The sequence below is a fragment of the Lichenibacterium dinghuense genome (assembly GCF_021730615.1).
GTDB classification, from domain to species: Bacteria; Pseudomonadota; Alphaproteobacteria; order Rhizobiales; family Beijerinckiaceae; genus Lichenihabitans; species Lichenihabitans dinghuensis.
Genome location: NZ_JAJLMN010000001.1, coordinates 2367501 through 2384644, shown reverse-complemented (window position 1 = coordinate 2384644; position 17144 = coordinate 2367501). Strand labels below are relative to the sequence as shown.

General features: G+C 74.0%; 15 protein-coding genes. 12 read left to right on the top strand and 3 right to left on the bottom strand.

Going from position 1 to position 17144, the window contains the following annotated elements:
* The first annotated feature begins 99 nt into the window (after positions 1-99).
* The 6 genes from L7N97_RS11565 to L7N97_RS11540 all read left to right on the top strand — a co-directional run bounded on the left by L7N97_RS11565 (position 100) and on the right by L7N97_RS11540 (position 6282).
* Entirely contained in the window at positions 100-1254 is a 1155-nt protein-coding gene (locus L7N97_RS11565) for an amidohydrolase (protein ID WP_237478422.1), read from the top strand.
* Between the two features lie 75 nt (positions 1255-1329).
* Positions 1330-2025 (top strand): malonate decarboxylase holo-[acyl-carrier-protein] synthase, encoded by a 696-nt coding sequence (gene mdcG / locus L7N97_RS11560; RefSeq protein WP_237478421.1) that lies wholly within the window; start codon positions 1330-1332, stop codon positions 2023-2025.
* Positions 2016-2894, top strand: a complete 879-nt coding sequence (gene mdcB, locus L7N97_RS11555) for a triphosphoribosyl-dephospho-CoA synthase MdcB (RefSeq protein WP_237478420.1) — start codon at positions 2016-2018, stop codon at positions 2892-2894. The genes mdcG and mdcB overlap by 10 nt, the downstream gene beginning before the upstream one ends.
* A 52-nt stretch (positions 2895-2946) precedes the next feature.
* Positions 2947-5343, top strand: a complete 2397-nt coding sequence (locus tag L7N97_RS11550; RefSeq protein ID WP_237478419.1) for a type IA DNA topoisomerase — start codon at positions 2947-2949, stop codon at positions 5341-5343.
* Positions 5344-5646: 303 nt separating this feature from the next.
* Positions 5647-5904, top strand: coding sequence for a TOBE domain-containing protein (locus L7N97_RS11545; RefSeq protein WP_237478418.1), 258 nt, complete (start codon positions 5647-5649; stop codon positions 5902-5904).
* 39 nt (positions 5905-5943) lie between these two features.
* Positions 5944-6282, top strand: a complete 339-nt coding sequence (locus L7N97_RS11540; RefSeq protein WP_237478417.1) for a hypothetical protein — start codon at positions 5944-5946, stop codon at positions 6280-6282.
* Positions 6283-6315: 33 nt separating this feature from the next.
* Here the strand turns inward: L7N97_RS11540 and L7N97_RS11535 are convergent, their stop codons facing one another.
* The gene (locus L7N97_RS11535; protein WP_237478416.1) at positions 6316-7104 is read right to left on the bottom strand and encodes an alpha/beta hydrolase; all 789 of its coding nucleotides are present in this window, start codon (positions 7102-7104) and stop codon (positions 6316-6318) included.
* Between the two features lie 56 nt (positions 7105-7160).
* Here L7N97_RS11535 and L7N97_RS11530 point away from each other — a divergent pair, with 56 nt between their 5' ends.
* Positions 7161-8411: a glycosyltransferase family 4 protein gene (locus L7N97_RS11530; RefSeq protein ID WP_237478415.1), complete on the top strand. Its 1251-nt coding sequence runs from the start codon at positions 7161-7163 to the stop codon at positions 8409-8411.
* Positions 8412-8513: 102 nt separating this feature from the next.
* Here L7N97_RS11530 and rpmE read toward each other — a convergent pair whose 3' ends face one another.
* Positions 8514-8744, bottom strand: a complete 231-nt coding sequence (gene rpmE, locus L7N97_RS11525) for a 50S ribosomal protein L31 (RefSeq protein WP_237478414.1) — start codon at positions 8742-8744, stop codon at positions 8514-8516.
* Positions 8745-8906: 162 nt separating this feature from the next.
* Here rpmE and L7N97_RS11520 point away from each other — a divergent pair, with 162 nt between their 5' ends.
* Positions 8907-10718, top strand: a complete 1812-nt coding sequence (locus L7N97_RS11520; protein WP_237478413.1) for an ABC transporter transmembrane domain-containing protein — start codon at positions 8907-8909, stop codon at positions 10716-10718.
* Between the two features lie 92 nt (positions 10719-10810).
* Positions 10811-12049 (top strand): glycogen synthase, encoded by a 1239-nt coding sequence (glgA, locus tag L7N97_RS11515; RefSeq protein ID WP_237478412.1) that lies wholly within the window; start codon positions 10811-10813, stop codon positions 12047-12049.
* A gap of 307 nt (positions 12050-12356) precedes the next feature.
* On the opposite strand, the gene L7N97_RS11510 is transcribed toward glgA, so the two are convergent.
* Positions 12357-13262, bottom strand: coding sequence for a helix-turn-helix domain-containing protein (locus tag L7N97_RS11510; protein ID WP_237478411.1), 906 nt, complete (start codon positions 13260-13262; stop codon positions 12357-12359).
* Between the two features lie 324 nt (positions 13263-13586).
* Between L7N97_RS11510 and L7N97_RS11505 the strand changes: the two genes are divergently transcribed.
* The 3 genes from L7N97_RS11505 (at position 13587) to L7N97_RS11495 (ending at position 17143) form a co-directional block, all read left to right on the top strand.
* Complete coding sequence (locus L7N97_RS11505; RefSeq protein WP_428980984.1) at positions 13587-15104, top strand: aspartate ammonia-lyase; 1518 nt, start codon at positions 13587-13589, stop codon at positions 15102-15104.
* A gap of 125 nt (positions 15105-15229) precedes the next feature.
* Positions 15230-16870: an ABC1 kinase family protein gene (locus L7N97_RS11500; RefSeq protein WP_237478410.1), complete on the top strand. Its 1641-nt coding sequence runs from the start codon at positions 15230-15232 to the stop codon at positions 16868-16870.
* A 114-nt stretch (positions 16871-16984) separates the two neighbouring features.
* Positions 16985-17143, top strand: coding sequence for a hypothetical protein (locus L7N97_RS11495; protein ID WP_237478409.1), 159 nt, complete (start codon positions 16985-16987; stop codon positions 17141-17143).
* Position 17144 lies beyond the last annotated feature (1 nt).

Here is a 17144-nt window from a genome sequence, read left to right as displayed (position 1 = left end):
GCCCACGGGCGCACAACGGGGCCGGGAGCGGGACCGTTCCCGACCCGCGCGTTGACACCGGCCGACGAGGGGCGCCATCGTCCGGGCGGAGGGTCCACCATGTCCGATGCCGCGTCGATCGAAGCCCTGGCCGGGGAGGTCGCCGAGTGGCGGCGCGAGATCCATCGGCATCCGGGGATCGCCTTCGACGTCGGGCCCACGGCGTCCCTCGTCGCCGACAAGCTGCGCGCCTTCGGCTTCGACGAGGTGATGGAGGGCGTGGGCCGCACCGGCGTGGTCGGCGTGCTGCGCGGCCGCCGCGGCGGGGACCGCGCGGTCGCGCTCCGCGCCGACATGGACGCGCTGCCGATCTTCGAGCAGACCAATCTCGGCCACGCGTCGCGCGAGGCGGGGAAGATGCACGCCTGCGGCCACGATGGCCACACCGCCATGCTGCTCGGCGCCGCCAAGCACCTCAGCGGGGCGCGCGACTTCGCCGGCACGGCGGTGTTCCTGTTCCAGCCCGCCGAGGAGACGAGCGAGGGCGCCCTCGCCATGATCGAGGACGGGCTGTTCGACCGCGTGCGCGTCGACAGCGTCTACGGGCTGCACAGCCTGCCGGGCCTCCCCGTGGGCCATTTCGCGACGCGGCCCGGCCCCGTTATGGCCTCGGTCGACCGCTTCGAGGTGCTGGTGGAGGCGCGCGGCGCCCACGCGGCCATGCCGCACCAGGGCGTCGACGCCGTGCTGGTGGCGAGCCAGATCGTGGTGGCGCTGCAGTCCATCGTGTCGCGCAACCTCGATCCGCTGGAGCCCGCCGTGGTGACGGTGGGCGCGATCCAGGCCGGCGACGCCTTCAACGTGCTGCCCGACACGGCGCGGCTGCTCGGCACCTGCCGGGCCCTCACCGCGGCCTCGCGCGACACGATCGAGCGGCGGCTGCGCGAGGTGGCCGAGGGCGTGGCGCGGCTCAACGGCGCGCAGGCGCGCGTCACCTACGACCGCATCTCGCCCGCCACCGTGAACCATGCCGCCGAGGCGGGCCTCGCGGCGCGCGTGGCCGAGGGCGTGGCCGGGCCGGGCAACGCCGACGCGGCCATGCCGCCGCTGATGATCGGCGAGGACTTCGCGCGCTTCCTCGAGGTGAAGCCGGGCGCCTTCTCGTTCATCGGCAACGGCGACACGGCCGGGCTGCACCACCCCGCCTACGACTTCGACGACCGGGCCATCTCGTCGGGCATCCGCTACTGGGTGGGGCTGGTCGAGGCCGCGTGAAGCGGTTCCGATGAGGTCGGGTCGGTTGCGCCCCGTCCGCGCGGATCGCATCGGAACTCGTTTCGCGGCCGGCGCGTGAGACCTCCCAAACCGGCGCGCCACGACCTCCTCCTCGTCGCGCCCGCCGACTGGCCCGCGGTCCTCGCCGCGCTTCCCGGCCGGCCCGAGCTGCCGTCCGGCGCCGCGGCGCTGGTCCGGGGCTGGGCCGAGGCGGGCCGGCCGGTCATCGCCCGGCGCCCCGCCCCCGGCGACGCGCCCGGCGCGGTGCCGGCGGGCCTGCCCCTGCCGCCGCGCCTCGGCAAGGGCCGCGTCGCGCTGCTGATCCCCGCCGGCGTGCCGTGGCGGCCCGTGCCGCCCGTGACGCTGGCGGAGGCCGCGGCCCTCGCGCCCGCGCCCTGGCGCGGCGCGATCGACGCGCTGCTCCGTCTCGCCGACGCGGTCGGCCTCGTGCCGCGGGTCTTCGGCGCGCTGCTGTGGCGCGCGAAGACGGGACTGGCCTACCTCGGGCCGGGGTCGGACCTCGACCTTCTGTGGCCCGCGGAGGACGGGCGCGCCATCGGGCCGCTGCTCGACGGGCTAGGCGCGATCGCCGCTGCGGCGCCGATGGCGGTCGACGGCGAGGTGCTGACGCCCTTCGGCGGCGTGCAGTGGCGCGAGCTGGCCGCGGCCCGGCGGGGCGGGGGCGCCGCCGTGCTGGCGAAATCGCTCGACCGCGCCGGCTTCGTGCGCGCCGAGACGATCCTCGGCGCCGGGGCGCCCGCGTGCCGCTGAGCGCCGAGCTAGAGGCTCCCCCGGCCGGCCGGCCCGAGCGCGTCGCGGCGCTGGCCCACGCGGCGCTGATCGCCGAGCTGGAGGCTTGGCCGAAACCCGGCCTCGTCAGTCTCGTCGACAGCGGCAGCCACGCCGACATGGACGCCGGCGCGCTCAAACGCAGCGCCGACGCCATCCGCCCCTTCTTCGCCGACCTCGTGCGGGCCGGGGAGGGGCGGGCCGGCATGGCCGAGCTCAGGCGCATCGGCCTCGCCGCCGAGGCCGCCATGATGGCGGCGACGGGCGGGGTCAACGCGCACCGCGGCGCCATCTTCTCGCTCGGCCTCCTCGCGGCCGCCGAGGGCGTGGTGGGTGGGGCGGGGGGCAGCGCCGAGGGCCGCGCCCGCGCGGTCGGCGCGCTGTGGGGCGGGGCGATCCGGGGCGGGCCGGCGCCGGCCTCCAGCAACGGCGCCGCCGCGGTGCTGCGCTTCGGCGTCGGCGGCGCGCGGGAGGAGGCCGCGGCGGGCTTCCCGACCCTGCGCCGCACCGGCCTGCCGGGGCTGCGCGAGGGCCGGCGGCTGCGGCCGGACGACCCCGTGGCGGCGCGGGTCCACTGCTTCTTCGCCCTGATGGCCGCCGTCGACGACACCAACCTGCTCCACCGCGGCGGCCGCGGCGGCCTCGCCTTCGCGACGGCATCGGCGGCGCGCTTCCTCGCGGCGGGCGGCGTCGGCGCGCCAGACTGGCGGGACGAGGCCGCGCGGCTCCACCACGCGTTCGTCGCGCGGCGCCTCAGCCCCGGCGGCTCGGCGGACCTCCTCGCCGCGACGCTGTTCCTCGACGCGCTCGAGGCCGCCCCTTGCGCGGGGAGCGCCGATCCCCTTCTATGAGAACGGGACGGGAACGGCAGCCCCTGCCGGGTCCCCTTCGGGAGCGCGCAGGATGTCGAGGCCGGCCGGCGAGCGCACGCTGTTCTTCTTCGAGAAGCCCTCGGCGATGCGCCAGCTGCAGCGCTTCTTCAAGTCGCCCACCACGACCTGCGTGGCGGCCGAGGGCCACCTGCTCAGCGCCGAGGAGCCGGGCGACCTGCGGCCCGAGTGGAAGCCGTGGCGCTTCGACGAGCTGCCCATCGTGCTCGACGCCATCCCGGTGCGGGCCGGCAAGAACCGCTCCGGCCAGTCGCACAAGCCCAAGCTCGACGCGATCCGGCAGGCGCTGCGCGACGCAGACCGCGTGGTGATCGCGACCGATCCGGGCCGGGAAGGGTCGATGATCGCCTGGGAGGTGCTGGAGCACCTCGGCTGGCGCGGCCGCGTCGACCGCCTGAAGCTCGGCGCCCTCGACGACCTGTCGATCCGGCGCGCCTTCGCGGTCATGGCGAAGGAGCCGGATTCGGGCCAGCGCGACTATGCCGCCTACCTCGAAGCGCTGTGCCGCCAATACGAGGACTACCACCTCGGGCTCAACGGCACCCGCGCGGTGTCGCTGCGCCTCCGGCCCGCGGCGTTCCGCGAGCCGTGGCGCTTCGGCGGCGTGCAGACGCCGACCCTCGCCATCCTGGCCGACCTCGAGACGCGCATCCGGGACTTCGTGCCGCGCGACTTCTTCAAGGTCGGCCTGCCCGTCGTCACCCGCGGCGGGGCGAAGCTCACGCTCTGGCACGCGCCGAAGGAGCGCATCTTCGAGCGCGAGGCCGCGGAGGCGATCCGCGACGCCGCGGCGCGCTGGTCGGGGCGGCTCGCCGTCGAGCAGAAGGACGTGCGGCGCCCGCCCCCGAAGCTGTTCTCCAAGGACACGCTGGCCCGGCGCTGCGCCAAGCGCTTCGGCTGGGACCCGCAGCACACCGCCAAGCTCGCCCAGGAGCTCTACGACAGGGGCTACCTGTCCTACCCCCGCACCGAATCCGAGCACCTGCCGGAAAGCCAGACCGGCGACGCCGCCGCGGTGGTGGCCGCGGTCGTGACCGTGCTCAGCGACTGTGCGCCGCTCCTGCCGGAGGCGCTGGTGTTCCGGCGCGGGCTCAAGGGCCACTACGTCAAGGACCCCGGCGAGCACCACGCGGTCGTGCCGCTGCGCAAGGTGCCGGCCGGTGCCGGCCTCGCGCCGGACCTGTCGCGCCTGTGGGAGCTCGTCGCCAAATCGTTCCTCGCGGCCCACATGCCGGACGGGGTCGACGCCCGCACGACCGTGTCGGTCGAGGTCGCCACGCCGCTCGGGGCGAAGCGCTTCACGGTCGGCGGCAGCGTGGTGCGCGTCCCCGGCTGGCGCGCGATCTACGGCGCCGAGGCGGAGCCCGACGCCGAGGCCGTGCCCGGCAAGGCCAAGCGCGACGACGAGGCGCTGGTGGCGCGCCTGCCCGCGGTCGGCGACGGCGAGGACGCGAAGGCCACCGGCGCCGACGTCGCCACGGCCGTCACCGAGCCGCCCCGCCGCGTCACCCGCGGCGAGCTGCCGGTGGTGATGGGTCGCCTGATCGACCAGGTGGACGACCCGGCCGTCAAGCGCGCGCTGGAGAACCCCGCCAACCCGAACGAGCCGAAGGGCCTCGGCACGGCCGCGACCCGCGACACGATGCTGCCGAAGCTCATGAAGAGCCACTACATCGCGCTCCAGAAGGGCAAGGACCCGGCCATCGAGGTGACGGAGGTGGGGCTCGCCTTCCTGGCCGCGGTGCGCCGCGTGTTCCCGGCCTACGGCGACCCCGTCGGCCGCGCCGCCTTCGAGGCCGAGCTGGCGGAGGTCGGGCAGGCGCCCACGCGGGCCGAGGCCCTGCGGCGCGCCGAAGCCTTTCGGCGGCGCACGCGGGCCCGCGTCGGCGAGCTGATCGCGGCGGTCAGCGGCTCGGCGGCGCTCGACGTGCGGCCGGGCGCGCGCGACGCGTCTGGGCCGGGCGGCCCGGCGCGGGCACCGACCGCCGCCATGGTGGCCTATGCGGTCGCGCTCGCGGAGCGGAAGGGGCTGAAGCTGCCCCGCGGCCTCAAGACCGACGCCAGGATATGCCGCACCTTCCTCGGCGAGCACGCGGAGCCGCGGCCGGAGCGGGCCGAAGCGCCGGCCAAAGGGGCAGGGGGCCGGCCGCCGAGCCCCGCCATGCTGCGCTACGCGCAGAGCCTCGCCCGGCAGCTCGGCACGGACTGCCCGGCCGAGGTGGCGGAGGACTTTTCGGCCTGCCGCCGCTTCCTCGACGCGCACGGCGGCGCGGCGAAGGGGGCACCGGAGGCGGGGGCGAAACCGTCGAGGTCTGCGCGGGAGCCGGGCGCCAAGGCCCGCGCGCCCCGCCGCCCGTCGCGGCGCAGGGCGGCCGCACCGTCGGACGGGGCGTCGGCCGCGCCGTTCTGACGGGGGCTCGACCGGGCGCCCCGGCCCGTCCGCCGACGGTATTCTCAGATCTCTGAGCATCGGGGTCGGCGCCCTTCTCCCGCGAGGGGAGAAGGGCAGAACCGGCCGGCCGCCAGATGGGTGGGTACGACCGCGGCGATGCGGGGGAGGATGGCGCCCGAGCCTCGCTCCCGCGCGCGATCCGGGGAGGGGGAACCTCCGGCGGGGTGCCGGGGCCGGTCGCGGGCGCTATGTCGTCACCGTGCCCGGAGCCTTCGCGCCCCGCGTCGACGGGCGGCCGCATCAGAAAGGGACGAACACCGCATGACGGACCACAACGCCCGCAACGACCTGCCGGCCCGCGTCGTCGCCATCAAGCGCGGCGACGTGATGGCCCAGGTCGACGTCCGCCTGGACGGGACGGACTACCGCATGACCTCCGTGATGACGGTGGATTTCCTCGACGCCATGGGCCTCGCCGGGGGCGACACGGTGCACGTCCTCGCCAAGGCCATCAATGTGCTGCTGACGCGGCCCCCATCCGGCGCGGCGGGGTCGACCGCGGGGCGCGTGTCGCGGTAGGGCTCCCACCACGCCGTCAGGGGCGGGGGAGAGTGCGACGTGGACCGACAGCACATGCGCGCCGTGTACCGCTGGATCGACGGCGAGGACACGGTGATGACCTTCGACCTCGTCCTGTCGGGCGACCGTGTCGTCGAGCGCACGGCCTTCTTCGGCTTCACGGGGCAGATGGCCTCGTCCTTCTACCCCTTCGTGCTCCTGGCCGACGGCCGCATCGACTTCGGCTCCGACTACGCCGACGAGGAGGTCCGCTTCATCCGCACCGATCTCCGCGAGCGGCCCGTCCGCCTCGGCGAGTCGATGACCACGCAGGAGCGGGGCGAGGACGGCCGCTTCGAGGGCTGGACCTACCGCTGCATCCGGCTCGACCCGGTGTGACGCGGCGCCGGCCGGGGAGGCCGGCGGGCGCGGTCACGCCAGGAGGTCGACCGCCGCGAGGAGCCGCGCCACGTCCTCGTCGCGCGACAGGCGGTGGTCGCCGTCCTTGACCAGCGTGATGCTGACGGGGTCGGCGGCGAGGTGCTCGACGAGCCGCATGGCGTGCTGCCACGGCACGTCCTCGTCGCGCATGCCCTGCAGGATGTGCACCGGCCCGTGGGCGCGGATGGGGCCGCCGAACAGCAGGTGGTCCCGCCCGTCCTCGATCAGCGCCCGCGTGACCGGGTAGGGCTCCGGCCCGTAGGGGGAGGGGCGCATCCAGCGGCCCGTCTCCGCGATCTCGCGGCGGATCTCGGGGCCGAACCGGTCCCACATCAGCGCTTCGGTGAAGTCCACCGCCGGCGCGATCAGCACGAGGCCGGCGATCCGGCCGGCCTCGCCGGCCTCGGCCAGGGCCCGCGCGGCGAGCAGCGCGATCCAGGCCCCCATGGACGAGCCGACCAGAATCTGCGGCCCCGCGCTCAGCGCCCGGATGGCCGCCAGGGCGTCGTCGAGCCACAGGCCGATCGTGCCGTCCTCGAAGCGGCCCTCCGAGGCGCCGTGGCCGGAATAATCGAAGCGCAGGCAGGCGCGCCCGTCCTCGCCCGCCCGCGCGTCGAGCGCCACCGCCTTGCCCGAGGTCAGGTCCGACTTGAAGCCGCCGAGCCACACGAGGCCGGGCCGCGCCCGGCCGGCCGCGGCGGGGCGCGCCACGGTGGCGAGGCGGCGGGCGCCGCGGGCCGTCCGCACGGGCAGCATTGTGGTCGGGGCGTCATGCGGCATAATCAGGGCACCGATCTCGGGATCCAATCCATGCGCACGAAACACCGTAGGCCCTGATGCCGCAAGCTTCCCCGAGGGGACCCGAGGACCTCGCCGGCGCCACCGTGCTGCAGATCATCCCGGCGCTCGACGCCGGGGGGGCGGAGCGCACCACCATCGACGTCGCGGGCGCGATCGTCGAGGCGGGCGGGCGGGCGCTGGTGGCGAGCCGCGGCGGCCGCCTCGTCAGCGAGCTGCAGGCGCGCGGCGGCATCTGGCTGCCGTTCCCGGCCAACAGCAAGAACCCCGCCGCCATGGCCTGGAACGTCGGGCGCCTAGCGCGCCTGATCCGGCAGGAGCGCCCCGCGGTCGTCCACGCCCGCTCGCGCGCGCCCGCCTGGGTGGCGCTGGGCGCCGCACGCCTCACCGGCGTGCCCTTCATGACGACCTTCCACGGCGCCTACGGGGGCACGAGCGCGCTGAAGCTGCGCTACAATTCCGTGATGGCGCGCGGCGACGTCGTGATCGCCAACTCCGACTACACCCGCTCGCTCATCGCCTCGCTCTACCCCTGGGCGGTGCCGCAGATCGAGGTGGTGCACCGCGGCACGGACCTGCGCCGCTTCACCCCCGCCGCGGTGGCACCGGCGCGGGTCGAGAAGCTGCGCTCGGACTGGGGCGTCGAGGTCGGCGACCGCGTGGTGCTGCTGGCCGCGCGCCTCACCGCCTGGAAGGGCCAGCGCGTGCTGATCGAGGCGGCGCGGCTGCTGCGGCAGGCGGGGCTCGACGGCACGAGCTTCGTGCTGGCCGGCGACCCGCAGGGCCGCGACCGCTACGCGGCGGAGCTCGACGCCGCCATCGCGGAAGCCGGGCTCAAGGGCGTGGTGAAGCGCGTCGGCCACGTCGAGGACATGCCGGCGGCCTTTCTGGCCGCGAGCGTCGTGGCGGTGCCCTCCACCAAGCCCGAGGCCTTCGGCCGCTCCGCCGTCGAGGCCCAGGCCATGGGCACGCCCGTGGTGGTGACGGACCACGGGGCCGTGCCCGAGACGGTGCTGTCCGTGCCGCGCGTCCCCGAAGAGGCCCGCACCGGCTGGGTGGTGCCGCCCGACGATCCCCGCACGCTCGCGCTGGCGGTCGGCGAAGCCCTGGCGCTCGGCGCCAGCGCGCGCGACGCCATGGCGCGGCGCGCGCAGGCGCACGTGGCCGAGCACTTCTCGCTGGACCGGATGGAGCGGGCGACGCTCGACCTTTACCGCGAGGTCATCGCCGGGCGGCGGCGCGTGGCGGACGTGCCGAAGGCGCAGGCCGAGGGTGAGGCGGCGGGGTGAAACGACTGGATCCTCCTCCCGCGAGGGGAGAAGGGAAATGCGTGACCGGCGACCTTTCGCCCCGCCGCTTCGCGGCGGGGCCGGGCCAAACTTAACTCCGCCTCACTTCTTGCCGAAGCTGATTCCGGCGAAGCGGGAGTTGAAGCGCGACAGGCGGCCGCCGCGGTCCATCAGCTGCTGGGAGCCGCCGGTCCAGGCCGGGTGGGTCTTGGGGTCGATGTCGAGGTTCAGGGTGTCGCCCTCGGCGCCGAGGGTCGAGCGGGTCATGAACTCGCTGCCGTCGGTCATCACGACCTTGATCATGTGGTAGTGGGGATGCGTCGCTTCTTTCATCTCAGTCCTCGGTCGGCGTCACGCAGGGCGGCGTGAGGACCGGATGGAGCCCTCGTGATATTCGCCATGCACGATAAAGATGGTGCGCGCCTATAAACCAGACGCGCATCGAAGGCCAGCCCGCAGCACGCGGCCGGCCGAACGAAAGGCCAGCGGGGACGCATGAAACGCAACAGGGGAACGGCGGATGCGGGGGCGCCGCGCGGCTCGCTCAAGGCCTTGAAGCCGCTGATGCCCTATGTGAGGCGCTACCGCGGCCGCATCGCCCTCGGCGTGCTGGCCCTCGCGGTGGCCTCCGCCGCCACGCTGGTGGTGCCGGAAGCCGTGCGGCGCCTCGTCGACTTCGGCTTCTCGGAGGACCGGGCGGGCCTCATCAACGCTTATTTCGCCGCTATGGCGGGCGTTGTGGCGGTGCTGGCCCTCGCGTCGGGCGCCCGCTACTACCTCGTCATGACGCTGGGCGAGCGCGTGGTGGCCGACCTGCGCTCCGACCTCTACGCCCACCTGACCCGGCTCGACGCCGGCTTCTTCGACCGCTCGCAGACGGGCGAGCTCGTGTCGCGCCTCACCGCCGACACGACGCAGCTCAAGTCCACCTTCGGCTCCTCCGCCTCCGTGGCGCTGCGCAACCTGTTCCTGTTCGTCGGCGCCGTGGTGATGATGGTCGCGTCGAGCCCGAAGCTGTCGGGCTTCGTGCTGCTGGCCATCCCGGTCATCGTGCTGCCGCTGGTGCTGTCCGGCCGCGGCGTGCGCCGCCGCTCGCGCGCCGCACAGGACCGGCTGGCCGAGGCCATGTCGTTCGCCACCGAGAACCTCGGCGCGATGCGGACCGTCCAGGCCTTCGGGGCCGAGCGGGTCTCGACGTCGCGCTTCGACCGCGCCGTGGAGGGGTCCTACCGCGCCGCCGCCCGCGCGGCGCGGGCGCGGGCGCTCCTCACCGTCGTGGCGATCTTCCTCGCCTTCGGCAGCGTGGTGGGCGTGCTGTGGTTCGGCGCCCACGAGGTGATCGCGGGCCGCATGTCGGGCGGGCTGCTGTCGCAGTTCGTGCTCTACGCGGTGTTCGGCGCGAGCGCCCTCGGCCAGCTCAGCGAGGTGATGAACGAGATCTCGGCGGCGGCCGGCGCCGCCGGCCGGCTCAGCGAGATCCTGAGCGTCGCCCCGGCCATCGCGGCCCCGGCGGCGCCCGCGGCCCTGCCGCAGCCCGCGCGGGGCTCGGTCAGCTTCGAGCGCGTCGGCTTCGCCTATCCGACGCGGGCCGGCGACGCCGTGGTGAGCGACCTCTCCTTCGCGGTGCGGCCGGGCGAGCGCGTCGCCATCGTGGGGCCGTCCGGCGCCGGCAAGTCGACCCTGTTCGGCCTGCTGACGCGCTTCTACGACCCCACGGCGGGCCGCGTGCTCGTGGACGGGATCGACCTGCGCGACGCCGACCCCGCCGCCGTGCGGGCCCGTATCGCGCTCGTGCCGCAGGACCCGGCGATCTTCTCGTCCTCCGTGGCCGACAACATCCGCTTCGGCCGCCCGGACGCGACCGACGCGGAGGTGCGCGCCGCGGCCGAGCGCGCCGCCGCCTGGGGCTTCATCTCCGCCATGCCGGACGGCGCGCAGACGCTCGTGGGCGAGCGCGGCGTGACGCTGTCGGGCGGCCAGCGCCAGCGCCTCGCCATCGCGCGCGCCATCCTCAAGGACGCGCCGGTGCTGCTGCTCGACGAGGCGACGAGCGCCCTCGACGCCGAAAGCGAGACGCTGGTGCAGCGGGCACTCGACGAGGTGATGCGCGGCCGCACCACGCTGGTGATCGCCCACCGCCTCGCCACCGTGGTGACGGCCGACCGCATCCTCGTGATGCAGGACGGCGCCATCGTGGAGGAGGGCACCCACGCGACCCTGATGGCGCGGGACGGCCTCTACGCGCGCCTCGCCCGCCTGCAGTTCGACGCCGAGGGGCCGCGCAGGGCGGCCGCGGCTGCGGAATAGCGCGGCGCCGCGCCGCTCCGCCGGGCGGCGTTGCACATCCTTCGACCGCACGGCTAGGATGGCCCCCGTCCGCTCCGACCCGAGGCGATCCCATGCCGGCCCCGAAGAAAGTCGCGTTTCTGTCGAAGGAATACCCGCCCTACGTCTACGGCGGCGCCGGCGTCCACGTCGAATATCTGGCGGCGGCCCTCGCGAAATCGATCGACGTCGAGATGCGCTGCTTCGGCGACCAGTCGAGCCAGGAGGGGCGGCTCACGGTCAAGGGCTACCCGCAGTGGGACGAGACCAAGCGCGGCACGGACCCGCGCTTCGTGGGCGCGGTGGACGCCTTCGCGCGCTCGCTCGCCATGGCCAAGGACACGCTCGACGCGGACCTCGTCCACTGCCACACCTGGTACACCGACATGGGCGGCGTGATCGCCGCCAAGCTGTGGGGCGTGCCCAACGTCCTCACCATCCACTCGCTGGAGCCGCTCCGGCCCTGGAAGGTCGAGCAGCTCGGCAACGGCTACCACCTGTCGGCCTGGATGGAGCGCACCGCCATCGAGTCGGCGGACGGCATCGTGGCTGTTTCCCGTGAAACCAAGGCCGACGTGCTGCGCCTGTTCGACGTGGACCCCGAGCGCGTCCACGTGATCCACAACGGCATCGACCTCGACGAATACCGGGCCGTCGAGGGCACGGACGTGCTGACGCGCCACGGCATCGACCCGTCGCGGCCGTTCCTGCTGTTCGTCGGCCGCATCACGCGGCAGAAGGGCATCATCCACCTCGTCAACGCGATCCCGCAGATCGACCCCGACCTGCAGATCGTGCTCTGCGCCGGCGCGCCCGACACGCCCGAGATCGGGCGCGAGATGACGGACGCGGTGGCGGCCGTCGAGCGCCCCGGCGTGATCTGGATCCGCGAGATGCTGCCGCGGGCCGACGTGATCCAGCTCTACACCCACGCGGCGGTGTTCTGCTGCCCGTCGGTCTACGAGCCCTTCGGCATCATCAACCTCGAAGCCATGGCCTGCGGCACCGCCGTGGTGGCGACGAGCGTCGGCGGCATCCCCGAGGTGGTGGTGCCGGAGGAGACCGGCCTCCTGGTCGATCCCGGCCTCGTGCCCGGCTCCTTCGACCCTGCCGACCCGGCCGCTTTCGCGCAGGGCCTCGCCGACGCGGTGAACCGCCTCGCGCGCGACCCGGCGCTGCGGGACCGCTTCGGCGCCGCCGGGCGCAAGCGCGTCGAGGCGCACTTCTCCTGGGACGCCATCGCCGAGCAGACGCTGGAGATGTACGGCAAGGTGCTGGAGCAGCACGCGGCGCGGGCCGACGGGGCACGCTGACCCGCCCCGGTCGCGGCGGTCCGCAGGGCCGGCGGAGGCCGCCGGCCGGGACGGCGCCGGCAGTCTGAGACGCCGGGGCAAGCCTCTGAGACGCCGAGGCATGGACGGTGGCTCGAACGTCGCGCAGATTGATCCGCGCAGGGCCTCGGGTCTTCCCGGAGGCTCCCGGCTCTGGCAGGACCACGGCCCCGCTTCTGCGCTGTGATGACCTCGGAAGCGGGGCCGTGGGACCGGGCTCGACCCGGCGCGGGCCACCCGGTCGACCGCGCCTTTCCCCCCGTGGCACGCCTCGGAGGGACCGCGGCGCTCAGGCCAGGTCGCGATACCAGTCGATCAGGTCGCCCGTCCGTGCCGCGCTGTCCTCGAACGGCCCGGCGTGGCGCGCCGCCGCGCGGAACTGGCCCGGGGTGACGCCGAAGGCGCTCTTGAAGGCGCGGCTGCAGTGGCTCTCGCTGGCGAAGCCCAGGTCGAAGCCGAGCGCGGCGACGCTCCGCAACTCGCCCGGCGCGGCCAGGGCCGCCTGCAGCCGCTTCAGCCGCCGGCGCAGGATCTGCCGCGCCACCCCGTCGACGGGCGCGAAGGCGCGGTAGAGCGTGGCCCGGGACAGGCCGAGCGCGGCCGCCACGCGGTTCACGTCGAGGTCGCGGTCGTGGAGATGAGCGTCGATGTAGGCTTCGCCCCGGGCGCGCTGCAGCGCGAGGGTATGCTCGTCGTCGGATCGGCGCGGCGCCGCATCGCCCGCGACGCCGGCGAGGAGTTCCGCCACCATCGCGCCCCCGCGGGCGGCCGAAGCCGGGCCCATGGTGGAGGCGTTCCGGACCAGCGACCCGATGAAGTCGCCGAGCAGGCCGGCGGCGGCGCGGGGCAGGATCGTCCCGTGAAGGTCACGGGCGGTCGGCAGCACGGACTCGACCACGTCCCGCGGCAGCGTGAGGGCGATGTAGTGCGCCCGCTCCACCACGGTGCGCTGCGGGCGCGTGGTGCCGTAGACCGCGACGTCCCCGGGCCGCATGGCCCGCTCCTCGCCGGCCCGGCCGGCCAGCATCCGCCCGCTGCGCAGCACCTGGAGCGTGAAGTGGTCGAGCCCGTCCCGGCGCACGTGTGCCGCGTCGCGGTGGTGCATGGCGCCGGCGACCTTGCGGTCGAAGAGCAGCATGTGCGGGAAGCGGTAGGCCACGACGGCCGCGCTGAAGCCGGCCCCCAGGCGCGACACCGTCGAGCCGCCCGCGTAAAGGTCGTGGTAGGCGCCGAAGGCGTCGGGATCCGCGGCCGTGAAGTCCAGGCGTCTCCGCGCGGGGTTCGGGGAAGGCGACGAAGGCAGGTGGGGGCGTCCTTTGGCTCTCTCGGTTCGGCCCCATCTAGGCCTCGGCCGGGGCGGTGACAGAGCGGAACATCGTCCCGATCGTCGCACCGCGGCGGGTCTCCCCCCACCCTTCGCCGCGCCGGGGCCGGCCGTCCCGGCCCTGTCGCCGATCCGGTCCGCGCCCTGTAGGCTGGCGCCGCCGGGGTGCGCCCCGCCCAGCAGGGAGTCCCCGCTTTGACCGACGCCTCCGTCCCCGTCCCGCCCCCGGCCGACGACCCGGCCGCGACGCTGCAGGTCGCCACCACCCAGTCGATCCCGCTGCGCGAGGTGGCGACGCGGCGCGAGCACGACCTGCTCGGCGAGTCCGACGTGCCGGCCGAGGCCTACTGGGGCGTCCACACCAAGCGGGCGGTGGAGAACTTCCCGATCACCGGCGTGCCGGTGGGGCACTTCCCGGACTTCGTGCGCGCCCTGGCGCTGGTCAAGCAGGCTGCGGCCCGCGCCAACCGGCGCCTCCACCTGCTCGACGACGACAAGGCGAGGCACATCGACGAGGCCTGCCGGCTCATCGCGGAGGAGGGCCGCTTCCACGACCAGTTCGTGGTCGACGCCGTGCAGGGCGGCGCCGGCACCTCCACCAACATGAACGCCAACGAAGTCATCGCCAACGTGGCGCTCGGCCTGATGGGGAAGGGGCGCGGCGACTACGCGGCGCTCCACCCCAACGACGATGTCAACATGGCGCAGTCGACCAACGACGCCTATCCGACCGCGCTCCGGCTCGGCATCATCCTCGCGACGGCGCCGCTCGTGCGGGCGCTCGGCGACCTCAGCTTCGCGTTCCGCACCAAGGCGGTCGACTTCGCCGACATCGTCAAGATGGGCCGCACCCAGCTCCAGGACGCCGTGCCGATGACGCTCGGCCAGGAGTTCGACGCCTTCGCGGTGACGATCAAGGAGGACGTGGCGCGGCTCGGCGACCTGTCGGCCCTGTTCCGCGAGGTGAACCTCGGCGCCACCGCCATCGGCACCGGCATCAACGCCGACCCGCGCTACGCGGCCCTCGCCGTCGAGGAGCTGGCGCGCCTCTCCGGCCAGCCCATGGTGCTGGCCACCAACCTCATCGAGGCGACCTCCGACATGGGCGCCTTCGTGCTCTATTCGGGGCTGTTGAAGCGCATCGCGGTCAAGCTCAGCAAGATCTGCAACGACCTCCGCCTGCTGTCGTCGGGCCCGCGCACGGGCTTCGCCGAGATCCGGCTGCCGCCCGTGCAGGCGGGCTCCTCCATCATGCCCGGCAAGGTCAACCCGGTGATCCCCGAGGTGGTCAACCAGGTGGCCTTCCTGGTGATCGGCCACGACCTCACCGTGACCATGTGCGCCGAGGGCGGCCAGCTCCAGCTCAACGCCTTCGAGCCCACCATCGGCTACTGCGTGCTGAACTCCATTAAGATGCTGACCGCCGCGGTCGACACGCTCGCGTCGCGCTGCGTCGCCGGCATCGAGGCCGACCGCGCCCGGTGCGAGGCGCTGGTCGGGGGCTCGATCGGCATCGTGACGGCGCTCGGCCCCGCGCTCGGCTACGAGGCCTCCTCGCGCATCGCCCAGCGCGCGCTCGCGGAGAACCGCGGCGTCGCCGAGCTCGTGCTGGAGGAGGGCCTGCTGACCCCGGCCGAGCTCGACGCGCTGCTGCGCGTCGAAGCCATGACGCTGCCCTCGCGGCCGAAGCGGGTGCGGCCGCCGGAGGGCTAGGGGCGTCATCTTCGGACGACGGAACGTCGTCCCCGCCCGCGACTTCGCCCGCGTTCGGCGTTAAGGGTGTTGCACCGCACCCCGACCGTCACATCCGCACCGCAGTCGAGAGCTAATCCGAGCGCATGTTCAAGACCGCATTCGTGTCCGCGCGCGATCACCGCCGGCTGTTCGTCATCGCCGGCGTGCTCATCGGCTTCGGCTTCAACAAGGTCGTGGACCGGCTGGGGCTCCAGGCCATCGCCCGCGCGGCGGCGCGCAACGCCTCCTTCCCCAACGTGTCGCGGCTCACCCCGCCCCAGCGGGCGCGGCGCGCCATCGAGGCGCTCGGCCCCACCTTCATCAAGCTCGGCCAGATCCTGGCGTCCCGCTCCGACCTCCTCGGCCCCGAATGGACCGACGAGCTCGCCCGCCTGCACAGCCAGGTGTCGCCCGTGCCGTGGGAGAAGGTGCGCCCGCAGCTCGAGGAGGACCTCGGCGGCCCGCCCGACCTCATCTTCGGCGAGTTCGACCACAACCCGATCGCCTCCGCTTCCATCGCCCAGGTCTACAAGGCCCGCCTGAAGACGGGCGAGGAGGTCATCGTCAAGGTGCTGCGGCCCGGCATCCGCAAGATCATCGAGGCCGACCTGCGCCTGATGAGCAACGGCGCCCGCATCGTCGAGCGGGAATGGGCCGAGATCGCCCGCTACAAGCCGCAGGAGCAGATGCGCCACCTCGCGGCGGGCATCAACGGCGAGCTCGACCTCATCAACGAGGCCCGCAACTGCGAGATGCTGGCCGCCATCTTCGCCGACCGCGAGGACATCGTCTTCCCCAAGATCCACTGGGAGCACACGACCGAGCGCGTGCTCGTGCAGGAGTTCCTGCACGGCATCCCGCTCACCGACCACGCGCGGCTCGACGCCGGCCACTACGACAAGCCGCTGCTCGCCCAGAAGGGCACGGACGCCTTCCTGCAGATGGCCCTCATCGAGGGCATGTTCCACGCCGATCCGCACCCCGGCAACCTGCTGGCGCTGTCGGGCAACCGCATCGGCTTCATCGACTTCGGCATGATCGGCCGCCTGTCGCAGAAGCGGCGCGACCAGCTTCTGATGATGATCGGCGCCATGCTGGGCCAGAACGCCGACGGGCTGATGGCGGTGCTGATCGACTGGAGCGGCAGCAGCGCGCCCGACCTCGCCCGCCTCGACGGCGCCGCCCACGCCTTCGTGCAGCGCCATTCAGGGGTGAGCCTCAACCTCGCCGAGGTGCTGACCGACTTCATGACCATGGCGCGCGAGAACGACCTCGCCATGCCGACCGATCTCGCCATCCTGTTCAAGAGCCTCGTGTCGGCCGACGGCGTGATGCGCCAGCTCGACCCCGAGTTCGACCTGTTCACCGCCGCCGGCCCCACCGTGCAGCAGAACATGAAGGCGCGCTTCTCGCTGGAGGGTCTGAAGAAGAAGGTCGCCGGCATGGGCGCCGGGCTGTTCTCCACCCTGTCCGACCTGCCCGCCCTCGTGCACCTGATGCTGGTGCGCCTGAAGCAGGGCAAGATGACGGTGGAGATCGAGATCAAGGGGATGGACCAGCTGATCCACGGCATCGAGGTCGCGGCGACGCGCCTCGCCATCGCGCTGGTGGTGGCCGCCTTCACCCTGACGATCGCGCCGCGGCTCCTCGCCGACCAGGGCGTCTTCATCACCGCGACGGTGATCCTGGCGCTGGTGGGGCTCGGCTGGATGCTCGTGCTGCGCCGCCGCAAGCGGCCCACCTGAGGGCGATCCTGAGTTTAAATTAAGTTTTATGGCACAAAAGCGCCGCGGCGGTGCTTTGATGGTCGCGCCCGCGTCGCGCGGGCCTTCCCAACTCTCGCCAGCCGAGGCGACCCGATGCGCGCTCCTCCCGACACCGGCCCGTCGTTCCCCGTCCCCTCGCCCCTGAAGGTGGCCGCGCGCGACCTCACCCTCGCCGGCAACCGGATCGGCATCGCGGCGACGGCCGTGGTGCTGGCCGCCACGGTGATGATCGCCATCGTGGCCCCGATCTGAT